The sequence below is a fragment of the Streptomyces sp. NPDC001787 genome (assembly GCF_040297465.1).
Taxonomy (GTDB): domain Bacteria; phylum Actinomycetota; class Actinomycetes; order Streptomycetales; family Streptomycetaceae; genus Streptomyces.
Genome location: NZ_JBEOZE010000009.1, coordinates 193,438 through 213,352, shown reverse-complemented (window position 1 = coordinate 213,352; position 19,915 = coordinate 193,438). Strand labels below are relative to the sequence as shown.

Genomic DNA, 19,915 nt, shown 5'->3' with positions numbered 1-19,915 from the left:
TTGTCTTGGCCACGACCGTACGACGTGCCGTACTGACTCTGCCCGCGGCGCCACGGGGACCGGAGAATCCGCTGCCCGCCCTGCGGACGCCCGGCGAACCGCATGCCGTGGACGAGCGCGAGCGGGCCGGGCTGCCCAGGGACATGGCGCGCCAGCTCGGCCATGAGCCGCTGCGTACGGTCCTGCCGGTGCGGGTCCTCGACGGGTACGGGCGTGAGCGCACCCCCACCGGCCTCGACGCGATCGTCATCGAGAACGACCGGCTGCGCGCCACCGTGCTGCCCGGCCTCGGCGGCCGGCTGCACTCCCTGCACCACAAGCCGACGGGCCGCGAGCTGGTCTACCGAAACCCCGTGTTCCAGCCCGCCGGCTTCGCGCTCAACGGTGCCTGGTTCTCCGGTGGCGTCGAATGGAACATCGGCGCCACCGGCCACACGACCCTCTCCTGCGCCCCCGTCCACGCGGCCGTGGTCCCGGCCCCGGACGGCGGCCCGATGGTCCGGCTCTGGGAGTGGGAGCGACTGCGGGACCTGCCCTTCCAGGTGGACCTGTGGCTCCCCGACGACTCCGACTTCCTCCATGTCGGGGTACGGATACGCAACCCGCACGAGCATCCCGCGCCCGTCTACTGGTGGTCCAACATCGCCGTCCCCGAGAGCGAGGGCACCCGGATCCTGGCCCCGGCCGACGAGGCCTGGCACTTCGGGTACGAGCGGACCCTGACCAGGGTTCCCGTCCCGGAGACCGGCGGCACCGACCGCACCTACCCGCTGCGCAGCGAGTATCCGGCCGACTACTTCTACGAGGTGCCCGACGGCGCCCGCCGCTGGATCGCCGCCCTGGACGAGCACGGCCGCGGACTGGTGCACACCTCCACCGATCTGCTGCGCGGACGCAAGCTCTTCCTCTGGGGCAGCGGCGCGGGCGGACGCCGCTGGCAGCGGTGGCTGACCGAACCCGGCACCGGCGGCTACGCCGAGATCCAGGCGGGTCTGGCCCGCACCCAGATGGAGCACGTCCCCCTCGAACCCGGCGCCGAGTTCAGCTGGCTGGAGTCGTACGGACCACTGTCCGCGGACCCCGCCGTCGTGCACGGCGCGGACTGGGGCGCGGCCCGCGCCGAGACGGAGCGGCGGCTCGCGGACGCCCTGCCGCGCACCGATGTCGACGCGGCGTACGCGGCCTGGCTGCCGTTCGCCGACACCGAGCCGGCGGACGTGCTCGCCACCGGATCCGGCTGGGGCGCCCTGGAGGTGAAGCGGGCCGGCCTCGATCTGCCCGGTACCCCGTTCGCCGAGTCCACCCTCGGTGAGGAGCAGGCCCCCTGGCTGGAGCTGCTGCACCAGGGCGCCCTGCCCCGGCCGCGCCGGGCGGGCCCGCCCGGTCCCTCGCTGGTCTCCCCGCACTGGCGCGACATGCTGGAGACCGCGCCCGCGGACGCGCTCACCGAGTACCACCTCGGAATCGCCCAGTGGCACGCCGACGACCGCGCCCAGGCCGTCCGCAGCTGGGAACGAGGCCTCGCCCTCGCCACGTTCCGCTGGCCGCTGCTGCGCTGCCTCGCCGTCGCCGCCCAGGACAGCGGTCAGGCCGACCGCGCCGCCGGCCTCTACGCCGAGGCGTTCGAGGACCTGTGCGCGGAGCGCCGTGACGACGCGTCCGAATCCTGGGCCGCCGCTGCCCCGGCGCTGGCCCGGGAGGCGATCGAGGCGCAGCTCGCCGCCGGGCGGCCGGCGGCGGCCCGCACGGTGTGGGCGGCCCTGGACCCCGCCGTCCGTGAGCGCGGCAGGTTCCGGCTCCTGGACGCCCGCATCCTGGTCGCCCAGGGGGAGACCGGGGCCGCGCGGGCGCTCTTCGACGCCGGGTTCGAGGTCGCCGACCTGCGCGAGGGCGCCGAGACCCTGGGCGACCTGTGGGCCGCGGTCAGTCAGGAGCCGCTGCCGGACGCGTACAACTACCGGATGCGCCCGAAGGGCTGAGCGCCCGGAGCCCGGACGGCCGGGTCAGACGGGTACGTTGCGGTCGACGTACTCGAAGACCGAACCGTCCGGGTGCAGCGCGATGAGATTGCGGCCCGCCGGGGTCGGGACCGGTCCCGCGACGATGTGCGCGCCGACGCGGGTCAGGGCCGCGTGTGCCTCGTCGACGTCCTTGACCGCGATGGTCGCGGTCACCTTGCGGAGGATCTCCAGCTCCGACTCCGGTCCGCTCATCAGCAGGAAGCAGCCGATCGCGGCGACCGAGACCCCGCCGCGCTCGAAGCGCAGCGCCGGAGTGCTCGTCAGGCTCTCGTAGAAGGCCACCGAGGCCTCCAGGTCGTCGACGCAGATGCGCAGAGTGGTTCCGATGATTTCCATGCGTACGAGGGTAGTTGGCGGCCCCGGGGCATGTGATCAGTTCCGCGCGGCCGGACCGTGGCTTTCCGGTTCGCGGTCCGGCCGGCGGGCGCGGGCGTCAGGCGCGGCACAGCAGTTCGCCGTGCGGGACCATGAACCAGCCGTCGTCCTCGGCACCCCAGGCGTGCCAGGCCCCGGCGATCTCCGTCAACTGCTCCGCGCTCGCGTGGCCGCCCTCCACCGCCCGCCCCGCGTACGGCGAACCGGTGGTGCGTTCCGCCCACATGGTGCTCCACCAGGCACGGGACTCCGGTGTGGCGAAGCACCAGGCCGCAGCGGTCGGGGTGATGTCGGTGAAGCCCGCCTGCCGGGCCCAGGAGACCAGCCGGCGGCCCGCGTCGGGCTCGCCCCCGTTGGCGCGCGCCGTACGCCGGTACACCTCCAGCCACTCGGTCAGACCGGGCACCTCCGGATACCAGGTCATCGCCGCGTAGTCGCTGTCGCGTGCGGCGACGAGGCCGCCGGGCCGGCAGACCCGCCGCATCTCACGCAGGGCCTGGACCGGATCGCCCACGTGCTGGAGCACCTGATGGGCGTGGACGACATCGAAGGAGTCGTCCTGGTAGTCCAGTGCGTGGACGTCGGCGGTGGCGAACGTGACGTTGTCCAGGCCGCGTTCGGCCGCCGCCCCGGCGGCCTGCGCGAGGACGCCGGGCGAGCTGTCGACGGCGGTCACCGGGCCGGGGGCGACCAGCGCCGCCAGATCGGCGGTGATGGTCCCGGGGCCGCAGCCCACGTCCAGCACCGCCATGCCGGGGCGGAGTTCGCCGATGAGGTACGCCGCCGAATTGGCGGCGGTCCGCCAGCGGTGCGAGCGCAGCACCGACTCGTGGTGGCCGTGGGTGTAGACGGCGGTCTCCTTCGGCATGGCCGTGCGTCCTCTCTCGACGTCCTCTTCCGGATTCCTCTTCCGCGAGGTACGGCCACGGTACGCCGCGATGTCGAATATTGAGATGGGCGTCTCGCCATATGGTCGAAGTGGGTGTGTCACACGGTCATCGGGCAGTAGACGGTGAGTGCTTCCGGCAGCTTGTCGATCATCAACTCCTTTCCGGAGCGCGCCACTTCGCCGTCGTACGCGTACGGGGTTCCCGGTGCCAGTCCGGCGATCCGCACGCGGCGCCGCCGTACCGCCGCGTGCATCGGGGAGCGGGTCAGCGGTCCGGCGACCGCCGTCGCGAGCAGCCGCAGGCCGGGAGTCCGGCCGCCGTGGACCACCCTGATGTCCAGCAGGCCGTCCGCCAGGTTGTGCCGGCGCCCGGGGGCGGGCCCCACCCGCTGGAAGAGCCCGTTGCCCACGAACAGCAGCCACAACGGCCGCCGCCTTCCCTGGAGTTCGGCCTCCAGAGGGATTTGTCCGCGCAGCACTTCGAAGGCGGCGAGCACCCCGGCGGGCCAGCCCCCGATCCGGGGCGCCCAGCGCTCCCGGGTCCGTACCAGCTCGGGATAGACCCCCAGGCTGAACGCGTTGAGGAAGTAGCCGTCCGCCCCGTCGGGCCCCTCGGGGCCGGGCCGGAACCGTCCCAGGTCCACCCGGACGGCGGCGCCCGAGGCGAGAGCGGCCGCCGTGTCGTCGACCGTCTCGATGCCCAGGTCGTAGGCGAAGTGGTTGAGCGTTCCGCCGGGAAAGACGGCGAGCGGGACGCCGTGCGTCGCCGCGACGGCCGCCGCCAGGTTCACCGTGCCGTCACCTCCGCAGATTCCCAGCGCCCTGCCCCGGCCCGCCGCCCCCTCCAACGCCTCGGACAGCTCGCCGGGCGCGCACTCCACGACCTCGGCGAGCGGCAGCGCGTCGCGCACCAGTGACGCGGTCGCAGTGGCCGTGCCGGACTCCTCGTTGACCACGACGACGAGATCCCTGCCGGACGCCAGCGCCGGAGCCGTGGCCGGAGGCCTCCCCGGCGGGGGCAGCTGTCCCCGGGTCGGTACGACGCCGCGCAGGGCGAAGGCGGCCCCCACGCCGAGCGCCGCGCCGGCCAGCACATCGCCCGGATAGTGCACGCCCGTGTAGACCCGGGAGACGGCCACGGCCGCGGCGAGCGGGGCGACCACAGCACCCCAGCCCTTCGACTCCAGGGCGACCCCCGTGGCGAAGGCCGCCGCGGACGCCGCGTGACCGGAGGGGAAGGACGTGGTGAACGGCTGTCTCTTGAGCTGCCGCACCAGCGGGACCAGGTCCAGTACCGGCCGTTCCCTGCGCACCGCCCGCTTGCCGACGGTGTTGATCGCCGCCGAGGCGACGGCCAGCGAGGCGACCCCGCGCAACGCGGCCCGGCGCGCCCGTGCGCTGCCGCCCAGCGCCGCCATCCCGGCCGCCGCGCCGAACCACAGCAGCCCGTGATCGGCGCCGCGGCTCAGCCGGGGCAGCACCGCGTCGCCGGCCGGCCAGTGCCGGGCGGCGACGTTCCGGAAGAGGGCCAGGTCACCGCTGTGCAGCAGACCCCGCAGCCGGGCCGCCACGGACGCGGGCGCGGGGGAGCGGACGGAGAAGGAGGCGGGGAAGGGAGAGGAGAAGGGGACGGAGGGCATGGCGCGTGGTGAGGGCATGGATCAGCGCATACCCGGCCCGGTCACGATGAACCGGCAGGCGCGCCGCGGCGAAGGTCACACCGGCGGTGGCCGCCCCCGCGGAGCCGGGCCGCGGAAGCGGATCCGTACGATGACCGGGCGTCGAACGCGTGTACAAGGGTGGGCGCGGAGCGGCCCGGACATCACCTGGAGCAGTCATGAACATCCGACCGGAAGTGGCCGTGCGCGAACAGGCGCAGCTCGGTGAAGGGCCCACCTGGGACCCGGCGACCGGGCGGCTGATCTGGGTCGACATCCTCTCCTGCCGCGTCCACACCTACGACCCGGAGACCGGCCGTCGCACCGTCATGGCCACCGGGCAGCACGTCGGAGCGGCCAAACCGCGCGCCGGGGGCGGCCTGGTCGTCAATCTGCGTGAGGGCATCGGGCGCTACGACGCGGACGGCACCTTCTCCTGGCTGTTCCACGACCCGGTCCCGGGACGGCGCGGCAACGACGCCGCCGTGGCGCCGGACGGCTCCCTGTGGGCGGGCACCATGCGGGACGACCCGGCCGAGATCGGCGGCGGCCTCCGGCGCGTCGCGCCCGACGGCACGGTGACGGACACGCTGGGCGCGGTGGCGTGCAGCAACGGCACCGGGTGGAGCCCGGACGGCCGGCTCATGTACTACATCGACACGCCCACCCTCCGGATCGACGTCCTGGACGTGGACGGGGAGCGTGTGCGCGACCGCCGCCCGTTCGCGACGATCGAGCCCGGTGCGGGCGCCCCCGACGGGCTGACGGTCGACGCCGAGGGCTGTGTCTGGGTCGCCCTGTGGAACGGCTGGGCCCTGCGCCGCTACACCCCCGACGGCAGGCTGGAGCGCACGGTCGCCCTGCCGGTACCGCGCCCGACGTCCTGTGCGTTCGGCGGCCGGGACCTGCGTGACCTCTACATCACCTCCGCCCGGACCGGTTCTGGCGCCCCGCCCCCGCTCGCCGGCTCGCTGCTGGTCCTGCCGGACGCGGGACTCGGTCTGCCGGGCACACCGTTCGCGGGCTGACCGGGGGACCGGCCGGCTTCGGCCTGTTCGCACAATTGGACGGGCGCCGTGTCCCAAACCTCCGTATAAAGGGCCCAGAGGGCAGCGCGGGCAGGGCAGGCACGTAGGCACGACGGTACGAAGCAGGCGTGACGCAGAGGTGAGGCACGGACGGGGGCAGGAGCGGGCGGGGACCGCGGAGGCGGACGACGGAGGAGGGCCGGGATGCACGGGACCGGGAGCACCGGGCGCGACGGGAGTTCCGGGAGCACCGGAAGCGCCGGGCGCCACAGGCATGCGACGCATCACGTGCGGGAGGACCACGGCCCCGTCCGGTTCGGTCCGCCCGCCCCCGACCCGGGCCTGCCGGTACTGCCCGAGCTGGCCGAGGTCCTGGCCGCCGCGGCGGACGGCACCCGGCCCGAACCTCCCGGTGGCGGAAGGGCGCTGCGCGAGGCGGCCTGTGCCTACTGGGCGCGGCGCGGGCTGCGCGGCGGCCCCCGGCACGTCGCGGCGGCTCCCGGCGCGCAGCCCCTGCTCCTCGCGCTGATCGCCGCGCACGGCGGTGACGTCCTGATGCCACGCCCCTGCCCCGCGACCTGGATGCCGCAGGCGCGACTGCTCGGCCGGCCCGCCTACCATGTGCCGACCCCGGCCGAGTGCGGCGGCATACCCGACCCGTACGCCTTGCTGGAGACCGTGCGCCGGGTGCGGGCCGAGGGCGGCAGACCCCGGCTGCTGCTGCTCTCCGTGGCCGACGACCCGACCGCCACCGTCGCACCGCCCGAGCTGGTCAACGAGGCGTGCGAGGCCGCCGTCGCCGAGGGACTGCACATCATCAGCGACGAGACCTGGCGCGACACCCTGCACCGGCCCCATGACACGGTCCTGCTGAGCCCCGCCGAGATGTTCCCCGGTGAGGTCACGGTGCTCAGCGACCTGGCCGGCGCGCTGACCCCGGCCGCCTGGCCCGTCGCGGTCGCCCGCTTCCCGGACACCGAGCGGGCCGCCGTGCGCCATGCCCGTACCCTCGACATCCTCACCGCGCTGGGCGCACTGGTCGCGGGACCCGTCGCGCACGCGGCGGCCCACGCGTTGCGGGAGCCGGAGTCCGTCACGGCCAGAATCCGGCGGACCGCGGAGCTCCAGGCCCAGGTCGCCGCCGCCGCGCACCGCGCCGTGCTCGCCTCCGGGGCACTGGCCAGACCCCCGCAGGCGGGCCGTCATCTCTACGCCGACCTCGGCCCGCTCCGCTCCCGGCTGGCCTCCCGGGGAGTCACGGACTCGATGGAGCTGGAGGAGTATCTGACGGGCCGCCTCGGGGCCCCGGCCCCCGGCGGGCACCGCTTCGGGGACGAACTGGGCGCACTGCGGGTACGCCTGGGCACCGGGCCGCTGCTCGGGGCGACGCCGCAGGAGCAACGGGAGTCCCTCACCGCGGCGGAGCCCCTGGAACTGCCGCATGTGGCGAAGGCGCTGAATGTCTTCGCGGCGGCCTTCGACGAGCTGAGATGACAGCCGCCGACAGGAACCGCTCGCCGGCCGCTCTCAGTGACCGCTCTTCGTCCGCAGCCTGCGCCACGCCGCCGGGGCGCCGCTGATCAGCAGTGTCAGCCCCACCGCCGCGACCACGCCCTGCCACGGTTCCGGAAAGAGCGAACCGCCCAGAATGCCGATCAGCTGGTACGTCGCCGCCCACGCCAGACACGCCGGTACGTCGCCCCGGGCGAACCGCCGCAGCGGCATCCGGCCGAGCAGGCAGGCCAGCATCACCGGTATCCGGCCGGCCGGCACCAGCCGGGACAGCACCAGCACCACCACACCGTGCTCGTCGAGCTTCCGCCGCGCCTGCGCCAGCCGCTCCGGAGCGGCCCGGCGGCTGATCGCCTCCAGCCACTTCGAACCGTTCCTGGAACGCACCCCGCGCTGCCCCAGCCAGTACAGGCAGATGTCCCCCAGGAACGCCGCGGCCGACGCCACGACGAACACCACGAGCAGCGCGAACGGCGCCGTCTGATGGAAGGCCACCACCGCGGCCGAACTCACCAGAGCCCCGGTCGGCACCACCGGAACCAGTGACCCCAGGGCCACCAGCAGGAACAACGACGGATAGCCGACCGCCTGCTGCGTCGACTCGGCCGGCAGCTCGCGCACGACCTCCTGGATCTCAAGGATCACCGGCCGGCCTCCGGCCGTACCCGTTCGCCGTGCCCCAGCAGGTGCACCGCGACCTCCGGGGCCACCAGCGCCGCCTTGCGGACGAACTCGTCACCCGGCGAGTGGAACTCGTGCGGACGCACACCGTCCAGCCCGATCGGCCAGTACGTGCCGAAGTGGACCGGTACCGCCGCACTCGGCTCCAGCCGGGTCAGCGCCTCGGCGGCTCGGGACGGATCCAGATGGCTGTGGCCGAGGTTCGGCCCCCAGCCGCCCACCGGCAGCAGAGCCACGTCCACCGGTCCCACCGCATCGGCCATGGTGTCGAACAGCCCGGTGTCCCCGGCGAAGTACGTCCGTACCTCGCCCTCCACCACATAGCCGAGCGCGGGCACCCGGCGCGGACCGACCGGCAGCCGCCGCCCGTCGTGCAGCGCGGGAACCGCCCGTACGCGCACCTCGCCGACCCTGACGACGTCCCCCGGCGCCACCTCGGTGATCCGGAAAGCACGCACCCGGCGCAGCATCCGCAGACCGGGCACGGTGGCCACCGCTCCGCTGGGCACGATCAGGCGGCTGCCGGGAGCCAGCCGCGCGAGCGACGGCAGATGCAGATGGTCGGAGTGCAGATGGGAGATCAGGACCACATCGGCTTCCGTCGCCCGGGGCGACGGAAGCTCGCCCCGGCGCCGGCGCAGATGTGCCAGACGCCGTGCGAACAGCGGATCGGTCAGCACCCGCACCCCGGAGTCCTCGACCGTGCAGGTGGCATGACCCCACCAGGTGACCTCCACCGGCAGTCCCGCCTCCTCGCCCGTCGCCCGTCGGCCGCGGTGAACCGCGCTCCGGGTACGAGCGTAAGCGCCGCGCGCCGGTGGCACGCCGGAGTGCGCCTTGTCGCCCGATCCTGCGGCGGTACGACCGGTTACGGACGGCTACCGACCGGGTAGGGTCGGGCCCGGGATTCCACATACGGGGGGCCGTTCATGGGGGATGTACGGGTGGCGGCCATCGCCAGCCTCACACCGCTCGAGGAGCTCGACGGCGATCCGTTCCTCGTCGACACCCGCAGCCAGCACGCCATGTGCGCGCGCTGGGCGGCGGGGCGCGGCTACGCCGTCACCCGACAGCTGCGTGTGTACGGGCTCCGCTTCGACCACCGCGCCCTGTGGAGCGATGTCGAGGACGGTCAGGTCGAGCTGTTCGTGGCGCCCAACGACCGGGTGCTCGCGCGGGCGATCACCTCGGTGTCCGATTTCACCGCGGAGTGCGACCGCCGGGGCGTTCGCCTGGAGTACGCCGGTCTGGACGAACCGGACTACACGTCACGGTCGAAGGCCGGTGTCCACCGCAGGCTCTCCATGCCCACCGCCGGTTACGACGGCTGCTGATCACCCGGGAGCGGCCCTGGCCCTGCTCCGCGCTCCGGCTCCGCCGTCCGGGGGACCCGCTGTGAAAGGCTGGGTCCGGGTCCACGACGGACGGACCCGGACGTGAGGTGGAACGGCGTGGGTGACGGGCGATGGCGTACGGCTGGCAGCGCCCTGATGCGGGTGGTCGCGGTGTGGGCGGTGTCCACCCTGACGATGCTGGTGCTCGCCGGGATCCTGCCCGACTTCCAGCTCCAGTCCGACGACGGTGACAGCATCACCAAGACCGCGTTCACCGCGGTGTGGGGCGCGGGCGCGTTCGGTCTGCTCTCCGCACTGGTCTGGCCCGTTCTCGTCCGGGCCCTGCTCATCGTGCCCGCCCTGGTCCTCGGCATGCTGGTCTTCTTCCTCAACGGCTCCCTGCTGCTGATCGCCCTGCGGCTCATCCCGGACGGGCGCGGGGCGGCCGACCCGGAGACGGCGGTGGTCGTCGCCGCCGTCATGTCCGCCGTCGCCTCCGCGACCTCCACCGCCCTCGCGGTGCGGGACGACAACGCCTACCGGCGCAGGCTCTCCCGGCTCGCCGACCGGCGCCGCCGCCGCAGCGGCAGGGCCGGCACCGCGGACGGCGGGCGCGGCGGACCCCCCGGCATCGTCTTCCTCCAGCTCGACGGGGTCGGCCATGACGTCCTGACCAGGGCGGCGGCCGACGGGCTGATGCCGACCGTGGCGGGCCGTCTCGCGGACGGATCCGGTCACCGGCTGACCCCGTGGCGCACCGACTGGTCCAGCCAGACCGGGGCCAGCCAGCTCGCCATCCTGCACGGCAGCAACCACGACGTGCCCGCCTTCCGCTGGTACGAGAAGGACACGGGGACCGTCATGGTCTCCAGCAGACCGGCGAGCGCCCTCGACATGCAGCGCCGGGCGATAGCGCACACCCATGACGGCGGGCTGCTCACCGTCGACGGCGCGAGCCGCGGCAACCTCTTCAGCGGCGGCGCCGACCAGCTCGCGCTCGTCCTGTCGATGGCCGCCCGCCGGGGCAAGGGCCGCCGGTCCCGCGCCGGATACTTCGCGTACTTCTCCGATCCGGCCAACGCCGTCCGTACGGCACTGTCGTTCGTCGCCGAGGTCGGCCGCGAGATCGGCCAGTCGACCCTGGCCCGGGTGCGCAAGGAGACGCCCCGGATCAAGCGGGGCGGGCTCTACCCCTTCATCCGGGCCTTCGCCACCGTCGTCGAACGCGATGTGGTGGTCTCCGCCGTCATCGGCGACATGTTCGCCGGACGCACCGCCGTCTACGCCGACCTCGTGGCCTACGACGAGGTCGCCCATCACTCCGGGCCGCACAGCCGCGACGCGGACAAGGTCCTCGCACGGCTCGACCGCTCCCTCGCCCTGATCACCAAGGTCGCCGAGCACACCCCGCGCACCTACCGGATCGTGCTGCTGTCCGACCACGGCCAGAGCCCGGGGGAGACCTTCGCCGGAATGTACGGGCTGACCCTCAAGGACCTGGTACGGGCGGGCTGCGGGCTGCCCGTACCGCGCCGGGCGCAGCGCACCCGCAGCGCCTCGGAGGCGCGCGACGCGGTCCGGATCGCGCTGCACCGCCCCGTGGAGGAGAAGGAGGCCGAACACCCGGCCACGCTCTTCGACCCGATCGTGCTCGCCTCCGGAAACCTCGGCCTGCTCTCCTTCCCGGACATCCGGGGCCGCGCCTCGCGCGAGCAGCTCGACCGCCGCCATCCCGCGCTGCTCAGCACGCTCGCCAACCACCCGGGGATCGGCTTCCTCCTCGTCCGGAGCGAGGAACACGGTTCGGTGGTGCTGGGCCGGGGCGGGGCCGAGGTCCCGGTGCGGGAGCTGGAGGACGGCACGGGCCCGCTGGCCGGGTTCGGCCCGGGTGCGGCGGACGCGGTGCGGCGCACCGACACCTTCCGGAACGTCGCGGACGTCATGGTGAATTCGATGTACGACCCCGACACCGGTCTCGTGCACGCCTTCGAGGAGCAGATCGGTTCGCACGGCGGACTCGGGGGCGAGCAGTCGCGCCCGTTCCTGCTGTGGCCGCGCGCCCTGACGGACCCGTTCGACATCGTCGCGGCGGAGGGCGCGGAGGGCGGCGGCCGGGCGTCCGGGAACGAGTTGGTGGGTGCCGAGACCGTGCACCGGGTGCTGGCCCGCTGGCTGAGCGAACTGTCGGGGCCGCAGGTGCCGGTGAACCCGGAAGGATTCGCCGGAGCGGAGCGGGCGGACGAGCCGTTCCCCGCCGGCCCCGTACCGGACACACCTGCACCGGACACACCTGTACCGGACTCGGATGAGACGGTGCCGGGCGGTCCGGGCTGAGCGGTCCGCGGGGCGTTGTCAGTGGTGGGCGGCAGGATGGTGGCCATGACGAACCCAGCTGTTGTGCTCGCCGATGCCGCCGCCTACGCCGCCGCCGTCGAACAGGCGTCGCAGGCCGCCGCCGCGTATTACGCCACGGGCGAGAGCCCGCTCGACGACGACGCGTACGACCGGCTGGCACGCGGGATAGCCGCATATGAGGACGCGCACCCGGAGGAGGTGCTGGCGGCCTCGCCGACGGGCAAGGTCGCGGGTGGCGCCGCTGTCGGGGACGTACCGCACACGGTCCCCATGCTGTCGCTGGACAACGTCTTCTCCGCCGAGCAGTTCGCCACCTGGACCGCCTCCCTGGAGCGGCGGATCGGCAGACCGGTGGCCGCCTGGAGCGTGGAGCCCAAGCTCGACGGCCTCGCCGTCGCCGCCCGCTACCGGCAGGGGAGGCTCGACCGCCTGATCACCCGGGGCGACGGCACCGCGGGCGAGGACGTGTCGCACGCCGCAGGTACGATCCTCGGCCTCCCCGAGCGGCTCGACGAAGCGGTCACCCTAGAGGTGCGCGGCGAGATCCTCATGACGGACGAGCAGTTCGAACAGGCCAACGCCACGCGTACGGAACACGGCGGTGCCCCCTTCGCCAATCCGCGCAACGGGGCGGCGGGCACCCTGCGCGCCAAGGACCGGCCCTACCGGGTCGAGATGACCTTCTTCGCCTACGGTGCGCTCGCGCTGCCCGATTCCGGGGAGCTGACCGAGACCCTGGCCGAACTGCCGCACAGCGAGGTCCTGTCGTACGTCGCCGGGCTCGGCGTGCACACGGCGGCGGACACGGACGTGGCGCCGCGCACGGTCACCACCGTGGAGGAGGTGCAGTCGCGGGTGGCCGCGATCGGCGCCCTGCGGGCCTCGTTGCCGTTCGGGATCGACGGCATCGTGATCAAGGCGGACCTCGCCGCCGACCAGCGCGAGGCCGGTTCCGGGACCAGGGCTCCGCGCTGGGCCATCGCCTACAAGCTCCCGGCCGTGGAGAAGGTCACCCGTCTGCTGGCCGTCGAGTGGAACGTGGGCCGCACCGGCATCATCGCGCCGCGCGCGGTGCTGGAGCCGGTGGAGATCGACGGGTCGACCGTCAGCTACGCGACCCTGCACAACCCCGCCGACATCACCCGCCGCGACCTGCGCCTCGGGGACCAGGTGATGGTCTACAAGGCGGGCGACATCATTCCGCGCATCGAGGCGCCCGTCGCGCATCTGCGGACCGGCGACGAGCGGAAGATCGAGTTCCCCGGGAGCTGCCCGCAGTGCGGTTCCGGGATCGACACGAGCGAGCAGCGCTGGCGCTGCACCCGGGGACGTGACTGCCGGCTGGTCGCCTCCGTGTCGTACGCCGCGGGCCGCGACCAGCTCGACATCGAGGGCCTGGGAGCCACCCGCGTCGTCCAGCTCGTCGACGCGGGCCTCGTCAGCGACTTCGCCGACCTGTTCATGCTGGAGCGGGAGCAGCTGCTGACCCTGGAGCGGATGGGCGAGACATCCACCGACAACCTGCTGGCCGCCATCGAGACCGCCCGGAGCCGCCCGCTGTCCCGTGTCTTCTGCGCCCTGGGAGTGAGGGGCACGGGACGCTCCATGTCCCGCCGGATCGCCCGCTACTTCGCGACCATGGACCGGATCGTCGCCGCCGACACCGAGACGCTTCAGCTGGTCGACGGCATCGGCAAGGAGAAGGCCGCCGGTGTGGTCGCGGAGCTGGCCGAGCTGGCCCCGCTGATCGACAAGCTGGTCAGGGCGGGGGTCAACATGACGGAGCCCGGCGCCACACCGCCGCCGGAGCCCGGCGCCGAGCAGGAAGCCGGAGCGGACGCGGAGCCGGGGGACCAGCCCGGTGACGGGCCCTCGGACCTGCCCCTGGACGGGATGACCGTGGTGGTCACCGGTGCCATGACCGGCACCCTGGAGAAGCTGTCCCGCAATCAGATGAACGAGCTGATCGAGCGGGCCGGCGGCAAGTCCTCCTCCAGCGTCTCCAAGCGCACGAGCCTGCTGGTCGCCGGGGAGAAGGCCGGATCGAAGCGGAGCAAGGCGGAGGACCTGGGCGTCCGGATCGCGGCTCCGGAGGAGTTCGCGGAACTGGTCGCCGCGTTCCTGGAGCAGGAGGCCTGATCAGGGAACCTTTGATTGGGCAAGGAAGTGGCTTTCCTTGCCGCGGTATTGCATAGTGAGGGATCGGTCATGCCTCGCTATCAGCGGGTCACATAGGTATGCGGACGGCTGTGGTGGCAGGCCGGGGGTGAGGAGCGATGCGTTCTTTGCGCGACGGACAGCGCTTCGGCCGTCCCGTCCACCGGGAAGGCCCGGCGATCCGGGCCCACCGGGAGCACCCCGTGCGTCCAGTGCCCGGCGACCGGCCGCTCGCCGGGCGGGGCCTCGCGGTCGACCTCGGCAGCTCCCGGACACGTGTCTGGGTTCCCGGACACGGCCTCGTGCCCGACCCGGTCCCGGACGACACCTCAGGACGGCCCGTCCGGCGCGGCCGCATCGTCGATCCCGAGTCCTGCGGCCGGCTGCTCGGCCGGATCGCCGACGCGGCCCTCGGACCGGACCGCAGCGACAGCGTGATCGTCCTGAGCCATCCGGTCCTCGCCGGTGCCGGACACCGCACCGAGGCACACCGGCTGCTCGCCGCGCTCGGCCCGACGAGAGTCCTCGTGCTGAACAGCGCCCGCGCCGCCGCCGCGTACGCCGGACCGCAGGACAGCGGGCCGCTGCTCGTCGTCGACATGGGCGCCGAGCTGACCGAGGTGACGCTGCTCGTGAACGGCATGGTCGCCGACGCCCGGCAGGCCGAGACCGGACTCAGCGACCTGGACCCGGCGACCCTGTCGACGGCGCTCGTCCGCACCGTGCTGGACATGATCATGTCCATGTGGCGGCAGGACCGGCACGGCACCGTCCTCGGCGCCCTGCGCAAGGGCCCGGTGCTGGCCGGGGGCGGCGCGCTGCGCCCCGACATCACCGACCGGCTCGCCCTCCGTCTCGGGGTACGGCTCCGTCTCGCCGACGATCCGTCGACCACCGTCGTACGGGGCGCCGGGCTGATCCTCAGCTCCGTCCTCCGGCACGCCGCCACGCCGGCCGCCCCGCTCGGCCCTCCGAGGTGACCCCCCTCCCGGGGCCGCCCCGGGGCAGCGCACCCCCGCGGGGACGGCAGGACGCACCGGCACGCCGCGCCCGGCACACCCTGGCCCTGCTGCTCCTCGCCGTCCTCACCCTGATCGGCGGCGTTCCCGCGGCCGCCGGAGCGGCGCTCCCCGCCCGTGCCTTCTCCGGGCCGGCGCACGTCTCCGCCCACGCACCCGGTGCGTGGGCCCCCGCCCAGCACACCGACCGCACCGCACGTATCTGGCAGATCCACGACTCCCGGCGGGCCCGGCCGGCCGCGGCGCACGGACACGACGTCCGTACGGCGGTGGCCACCGGCCCCGACAGCCGCCGCGCCCACACCGCGGCGACCCCCGCCGACGACCGCCCCCGGGCGGCGACCACCACCGCTCCGCATCCCCGGGCGGGCGTCCTGAGGGCCCAGGCGCCCAGCCATTCGCCTCCGCCCTCCGCCGGCGTTCTGGCACCGCACGCGCCGGTCCTGCCCGCTCCGGGCACCCGCGCGGTGTGCTTCACCCCTGCCGCCTCCCGGGTACCCGACGGAAGTCCGGCCACGCTCCCCGGTGTACGGGGTCCTCCCGGGACGGCGGCCGGTCCGACGACCGGTCACCGGTCCTGTCCCACAGACCTGCCGTCCCGTCCTCGCTGAGGTGAGGGCGCAGGACGCCCCACCGGAGGATTTCCCATGTCTCGCGCCACCACGGTGCGAGCGGTACTGGCTGCCGCCGTGCTGCTCGTCTCCGTGTTCATCACGCTGACCATGTCACCCAGACTCGGCCTCGATCTCCAGGGCGGCACCCGCATGGTGCTCCAGGCCAAGGACTCCGGCACCACCGAAGCGGACCGGGAGAGCACCGACCGCACCCTGGAAGTGCTGCGGCAGCGCATCGACTCCCTCGGGGTCTCCGAACCGACCCTGACCCGTTCCGGCGAGGACCGGATCATCGTCGAACTCCCCGACGTACAGGACCCGCGTCAGGCCGCCGAGGTGATCGGCAAGACCGCCCAGCTGACCTTCCACGCCGTACAGGGGCCGGGCGCCGCACCGGACGCGCAAGCCCCGGACGACAAGGGCGCCCCCGACGCACCGGAGCCGCCGAAAACCCGGGACGGGAAGGACACCCCCGACGGCGAGCCCCTGACACTCTCCGACGAGCAGGGCCGTTCCCTGGCGCTGGGCCCCGAGCGGCTCTCCGGCGCGGGGGTCAAGGACGCCACCGCCGCCTTCGACGCCCAGGGCGGCGCCGGATGGACCGTTTCGCTCGACTTCGAGAAGGACGCGGGCCGGGACTGGACGCGGCTGACGGGCGAGGCGGCCTGCCACCCCGCCCAGGACGAGCGGCGCCGGGTCGCCATCGTCCTGGACCAGAAGGTGATCTCCTCGCCGCAGGTCGACCCGTCGGTCGGCTGCAACGTCGGGCTCCCGTCCGGGAACACGCAGATCACGGGCTCCTTCAGCGCCGACGAGGCCCGTGACCTGGCCCTGCTCATCAAGGGCGGCGCTCTGCCCGTACCCGTCGAGATCGTCGAACAGCGGACCGTCGGCCCGACCCTCGGCGCCGCGGCCATCGAGGCGAGCGCCAAGGCGGCGCTGATCGGAGCCGCCGCCACCGCGCTGTTCATCACCTGTGTCTACCGGCTCTTCGGAGCCCTCGCCGCCGTGGCCCTCGCCGCCTACGGAGTGATCTCCTACGCCGCCCTGGTCGCGCTCGGCGTCACCCTCACCCTCCCCGGACTCGCCGGGTTCGTCCTCGCCATCGGGATGGCCGTCGACGCGAACGTCCTGGTCTTCGAACGCGCCCGGGAGGAGTGCGTGCTACGGCCGAACCGTTCCCTGCGGTCCGCGCTCACCGCCGGATTCCGCAACGCCTGGAGCGCGGTCGCCGATTCCAATGTCACCACGCTGATCGCCGCGGGACTCCTCTTCTTCCTCGGCTCGGGCCCGGTCAAGGGTTTCGGCGTCACCCTGGCCATCGGGGTGCTCGCCTCGATGTTCTCCGCTCTCGTCATCGCCCGCGCGCTCACCGAGATCGCGGCGGGCTCCCGGTTCGTCGGCGCCTACCGGGGAGTCAACGGCATCGCCCGCCCCGGCCGGGTACGGACCTGGCTGACCCGCCGTGATCCGCGGCTGTTCCGCTCGCCCCGCCGCTGGCTGATGTTCTCGACGGCGCTGGTCGCCGTCGCCGTGCTCGGCATCATGGTGCGCGGCGTCAACCTCGGCGTCGAGTTCACCGGCGGCCGGCTCATCGAGTACTCCACCAGCCGCCCCGTCGACGTGGACACGGCCCGCGACACACTGGCCGCCGCGGGCTTCGGCGACGCCGAGGTCACCACCGCGGGCGCGGGCGACCTCTCCGTACGCACCGGGAAGCTCGACAACGACGGGGAACACGCGCTGCGCACCGCCCTGGCCGCCGAGGGCGGCGAGACCACCAAGGTGCGCGACGAACTGATCGGGCCCAGCCTCGGCGACGAGCTGCGGCGCAACGCCCTGATCGCCCTCGCCGTCGCCGTGTTCGTCCAACTCGCCTATCTGGCGGTCCGGTTCCGCTGGACGTTCGCCGTGGCTTCGGTCGGCGCGCTCGTCCACGACGTGATCGTGCTGGTCGGTGCGTTCGCCTGGCTGGGGCGTCCGGTCGACGGCATCTTCCTGGCCGCACTGCTCACCGTCATCGGCTACTCGGTCAACGACTCGGTGGTGGTCTTCGACCGGGTGCGGGAACTGTGGGCCAGAAGTCCGCGCGCACCGCTGGCCACCGTCGCCGAACGGGCGGTCCTGCAGACCGTTCCCAGAACCGTGAACACCGGTATGGGCGCCCTGTTCATCCTGGCCGCGCTCGCCGTACTGGGCGGGGACTCGCTCGCCGACTTCGCGCTCGCCCTTCTCATCGGCGTCTGCGTGGGGACGTACTCCTCGGTGCTCACCGCCGTGCCGGGCGCGATCGTGCTGGAGAGGAGCAGCAAGGCGCCGCCGCCGGCCCGGTCCAAGGGCGGCCGTCGCACCGCGCCGGCCAAACGCCGCGACCCGCTGGACAACGGAGCCAGGGTCTGACCTCCCGCGCCGCCCCCGCCACTGACGCGGGGGCGGCGCGCGTCAGTGGCCACCGACCACGGGTACAACACGGCACAATCCGGACCACACCCAGTGATCGGAGCGTGCCCATGGCTGTCGTCCTGCGCGAGGCGTGGTCCACCGTCGTGCCGGACCCGAACGGCCGGCACGGCCCCCTGCCGCCCCTGATGCTCGCCCTGACCTTCGTCACCGGTCTCGTCGACGCGGTCAGCTATCTCCTGCTGGGCAGGGTCTTCGTCGCCAACATGACCGGCAACGTGGTCTTCTCCGGCTTCGCCCTCGCCGGAGCTCCCGGCTTCTCCCTGGCCGCCTCCCTGGTGGCACTGGCCGCCTTCGCCTCCGGGGCACTGGCCGGCGGCCTGACCGTCCACCGCACCGGCGCCCGCACCCACCGGGGCCGGATGCTCCAGTACGCGCTGCTCACCGAGACCCTGTTCGTGACGGCCGCGCTGGTCGTCACACTGATCTCCGGCACGCCGTACTCCGGAGGGGTCAGGTTCACGCTCATCGTGCTGCTCGGCCTCGGGCTCGGTGTGCAGAACGCGGCCTCCCGCGCCCTCGCCGTACCCGACCTCACCACCACCGTGCTGACGCTCACCCTCACGGGCGTCGCCTCGGACAGCCGCCTGGCCGGGGGCGGTGGGAGCCGTGCCGGACGGCGGGTCATGTCGGCCGCCGCGATGCTGCTCGGGGCGCTGGCCGGAGGCGTGGCCGTCCTGAACGGCCGGCCGACGCTGCCGCTCCTGCTGGCGGTGGCCGTCCTGGCCGTCGCGAGCGCGGTCGCGACGCTCCTGGCCCGCAGCGGGGCACCCTGGACCGAGCCGTCCGGGAAGTGAGAGCGGGAAGCGAGAGACAGTGCGGTACGGCCTTCAGAGGCTCATGGAGCGCAGATACTCGCCCGTCTCCCGGTCGGCGGGCAGGAACGTCTCGATGGCCAGCTCGGCCACGGTCACATCCATCGGCGTGTTGAACGTCGCGATGGAGGCGACGAACGACAGCACCCGCCCCTCGTGGGCGATCCGCAGTGTCAGCGCGAACGGCGCGGGTCCGTCCTGCGCCGGCCGGCCGCCGGGCCCGCCCGTGCCCCGCTCGCCCGGCCACGGCCCGCCGGCCGCCCGCTCGGGCGGGGGATAGGCGGCGACCTCCTCGTACAGCGCGCGCAGCCGCGGCGAACGGGCCAGGGCGATCTGACGCTCCATCTGCGCCAGCAGATCCGCCCGCCACTCCGGAAGGTTCAGGATGCGCGGGGCGAGACCCTCCGGATGCAGGGTGATCCGCATGGCGTTCAGCGGCGGAGCGAGCAGATGTCCGGCCACCCCGGCCAGCAGCAGCGAACTGCCCCGATTGGCGGCCACCACGGTGTACGTACCGTCCACGACGAGCGCCGGGAACGGGTCGTAGCCCTGGAGCAATCGCTCCATGCCCTCGCGCAGCGCGTCCATCGACGGGTCCTCCAGCGGGGTCTCCCTGTACCGCGGCGCGTATCCGGCGACCACGAGAAGGGCATTGCGTTCCCGTACGGGAACGTCGAGGTGCTCGGCCAGCCGCAGCACCATCTCCTCGCTGGGCCGGGAGCGGCCCGTCTCGATGAACGAGATGTGCCGGGCCGAGGAGTCCGCACGCAGGGCCAGCTCCAGCTGGCTGATCCGCCGCTGCTCCCGCCATCGGCGCAGCAGCGGCCCCACTTCCGTGTCACGTGCGGCAGTCGTCATACGCAGACCGTAACGTCACGGGAACCACCGGTCCGTCCATCGGTCAGTCCGGTCCACCGGTCGACCAGGTAGGTCCACGGGCCCATCCGATCCACGGGCCCACAGACCCACCCGCCCACCGTTCCATCCGATCCACTCC

General features: G+C 73.6%; 16 protein-coding genes. 10 read left to right on the top strand and 6 right to left on the bottom strand.

Annotated elements, in window-relative coordinates:
• The first annotated feature begins 5 nt into the window (after positions 1 to 5).
• A complete protein-coding gene (locus ABT170_RS15800) occupies positions 6 to 1,979 on the top strand; it encodes a DUF5107 domain-containing protein (RefSeq protein ID WP_351867734.1) in 1,974 nt (657 codons plus the stop codon).
• 24 nt (positions 1,980 to 2,003) lie between these two features.
• Here the strand turns inward: ABT170_RS15800 and ABT170_RS15795 are convergent, their stop codons facing one another.
• The 3 genes from ABT170_RS15795 to ABT170_RS15785 all read right to left on the bottom strand — a co-directional run bounded on the left by ABT170_RS15795 (position 2,004) and on the right by ABT170_RS15785 (position 4,925).
• Entirely contained in the window at positions 2,004 to 2,357 is a 354-nt protein-coding gene (locus ABT170_RS15795; protein WP_266925538.1) for a VOC family protein, read from the bottom strand.
• Positions 2,358 to 2,454: 97 nt separating this feature from the next.
• On the bottom strand, positions 2,455 to 3,264 hold the full coding sequence (locus ABT170_RS15790) for a class I SAM-dependent methyltransferase (protein WP_351867730.1): 810 nt from the start codon (positions 3,262 to 3,264) through the stop codon (positions 2,455 to 2,457).
• Between the two features lie 119 nt (positions 3,265 to 3,383).
• Positions 3,384 to 4,925 (bottom strand): bifunctional phosphatase PAP2/diacylglycerol kinase family protein, encoded by a 1,542-nt coding sequence (locus ABT170_RS15785; protein ID WP_351867815.1) that lies wholly within the window; start codon positions 4,923 to 4,925, stop codon positions 3,384 to 3,386.
• Positions 4,926 to 5,122: 197 nt separating this feature from the next.
• Here ABT170_RS15785 and ABT170_RS15780 point away from each other — a divergent pair, with 197 nt between their 5' ends.
• Both ABT170_RS15780 and ABT170_RS15775 read left to right on the top strand, forming a co-directional pair.
• A complete protein-coding gene (locus ABT170_RS15780; RefSeq protein WP_329946629.1) occupies positions 5,123 to 5,971 on the top strand; it encodes an SMP-30/gluconolactonase/LRE family protein in 849 nt (282 codons plus the stop codon).
• 288 nt (positions 5,972 to 6,259) lie between these two features.
• A complete protein-coding gene (locus ABT170_RS15775; RefSeq protein WP_351867727.1) occupies positions 6,260 to 7,465 on the top strand; it encodes an aminotransferase class I/II-fold pyridoxal phosphate-dependent enzyme in 1,206 nt (401 codons plus the stop codon).
• Positions 7,466 to 7,498: 33 nt separating this feature from the next.
• Here the strand turns inward: ABT170_RS15775 and ABT170_RS15770 are convergent, their stop codons facing one another.
• Positions 7,499 to 8,128 carry a DedA family protein gene (locus ABT170_RS15770; protein ID WP_351867724.1) on the bottom strand — a complete coding sequence of 210 codons (630 nt, stop codon included), beginning with the start codon at positions 8,126 to 8,128 and terminating at the stop codon, positions 7,499 to 7,501.
• Positions 8,125 to 8,901, bottom strand: coding sequence for an MBL fold metallo-hydrolase (locus tag ABT170_RS15765; protein ID WP_329946631.1), 777 nt, complete (start codon positions 8,899 to 8,901; stop codon positions 8,125 to 8,127). The genes ABT170_RS15770 and ABT170_RS15765 overlap by 4 nt, the downstream gene beginning before the upstream one ends.
• A 192-nt stretch (positions 8,902 to 9,093) precedes the next feature.
• On the opposite strand from ABT170_RS15765, the gene ABT170_RS15760 reads away from it, so the two are divergent.
• The 7 genes from ABT170_RS15760 to ABT170_RS15730 all read left to right on the top strand — a co-directional run bounded on the left by ABT170_RS15760 (position 9,094) and on the right by ABT170_RS15730 (position 18,900).
• The gene (locus ABT170_RS15760; RefSeq protein ID WP_329946632.1) at positions 9,094 to 9,498 is read left to right on the top strand and encodes a hypothetical protein; all 405 of its coding nucleotides are present in this window, start codon (positions 9,094 to 9,096) and stop codon (positions 9,496 to 9,498) included.
• Between the two features lie 117 nt (positions 9,499 to 9,615).
• The gene (locus ABT170_RS15755; protein ID WP_443034394.1) at positions 9,616 to 11,832 is read left to right on the top strand and encodes a phage holin family protein; all 2,217 of its coding nucleotides are present in this window, start codon (positions 9,616 to 9,618) and stop codon (positions 11,830 to 11,832) included.
• 45 nt (positions 11,833 to 11,877) lie between these two features.
• On the top strand, positions 11,878 to 13,992 hold the full coding sequence (ligA, locus tag ABT170_RS15750; RefSeq protein ID WP_351867720.1) for an NAD-dependent DNA ligase LigA: 2,115 nt from the start codon (positions 11,878 to 11,880) through the stop codon (positions 13,990 to 13,992).
• Positions 13,993 to 14,129: 137 nt separating this feature from the next.
• A complete protein-coding gene (locus ABT170_RS15745) occupies positions 14,130 to 14,990 on the top strand; it encodes a type IV pilus biogenesis protein PilM (protein WP_329946634.1) in 861 nt (286 codons plus the stop codon).
• Positions 14,987 to 15,640, top strand: coding sequence for a hypothetical protein (locus tag ABT170_RS15740; protein ID WP_351867717.1), 654 nt, complete (start codon positions 14,987 to 14,989; stop codon positions 15,638 to 15,640). The genes ABT170_RS15745 and ABT170_RS15740 overlap by 4 nt, the downstream gene beginning before the upstream one ends.
• Before the next feature lie 36 nt (positions 15,641 to 15,676).
• A complete protein-coding gene (secD, locus tag ABT170_RS15735; protein WP_329946636.1) occupies positions 15,677 to 18,043 on the top strand; it encodes a protein translocase subunit SecD in 2,367 nt (788 codons plus the stop codon).
• A 110-nt stretch (positions 18,044 to 18,153) separates the two neighbouring features.
• Complete coding sequence (locus ABT170_RS15730; RefSeq protein ID WP_329946637.1) at positions 18,154 to 18,900, top strand: YoaK family protein; 747 nt, start codon at positions 18,154 to 18,156, stop codon at positions 18,898 to 18,900.
• 33 nt (positions 18,901 to 18,933) lie between these two features.
• Here the strand turns inward: ABT170_RS15730 and ABT170_RS15725 are convergent, their stop codons facing one another.
• On the bottom strand, positions 18,934 to 19,776 hold the full coding sequence (locus tag ABT170_RS15725; RefSeq protein ID WP_329946638.1) for a helix-turn-helix domain-containing protein: 843 nt from the start codon (positions 19,774 to 19,776) through the stop codon (positions 18,934 to 18,936).
• Positions 19,777 to 19,915 lie beyond the last annotated feature (139 nt).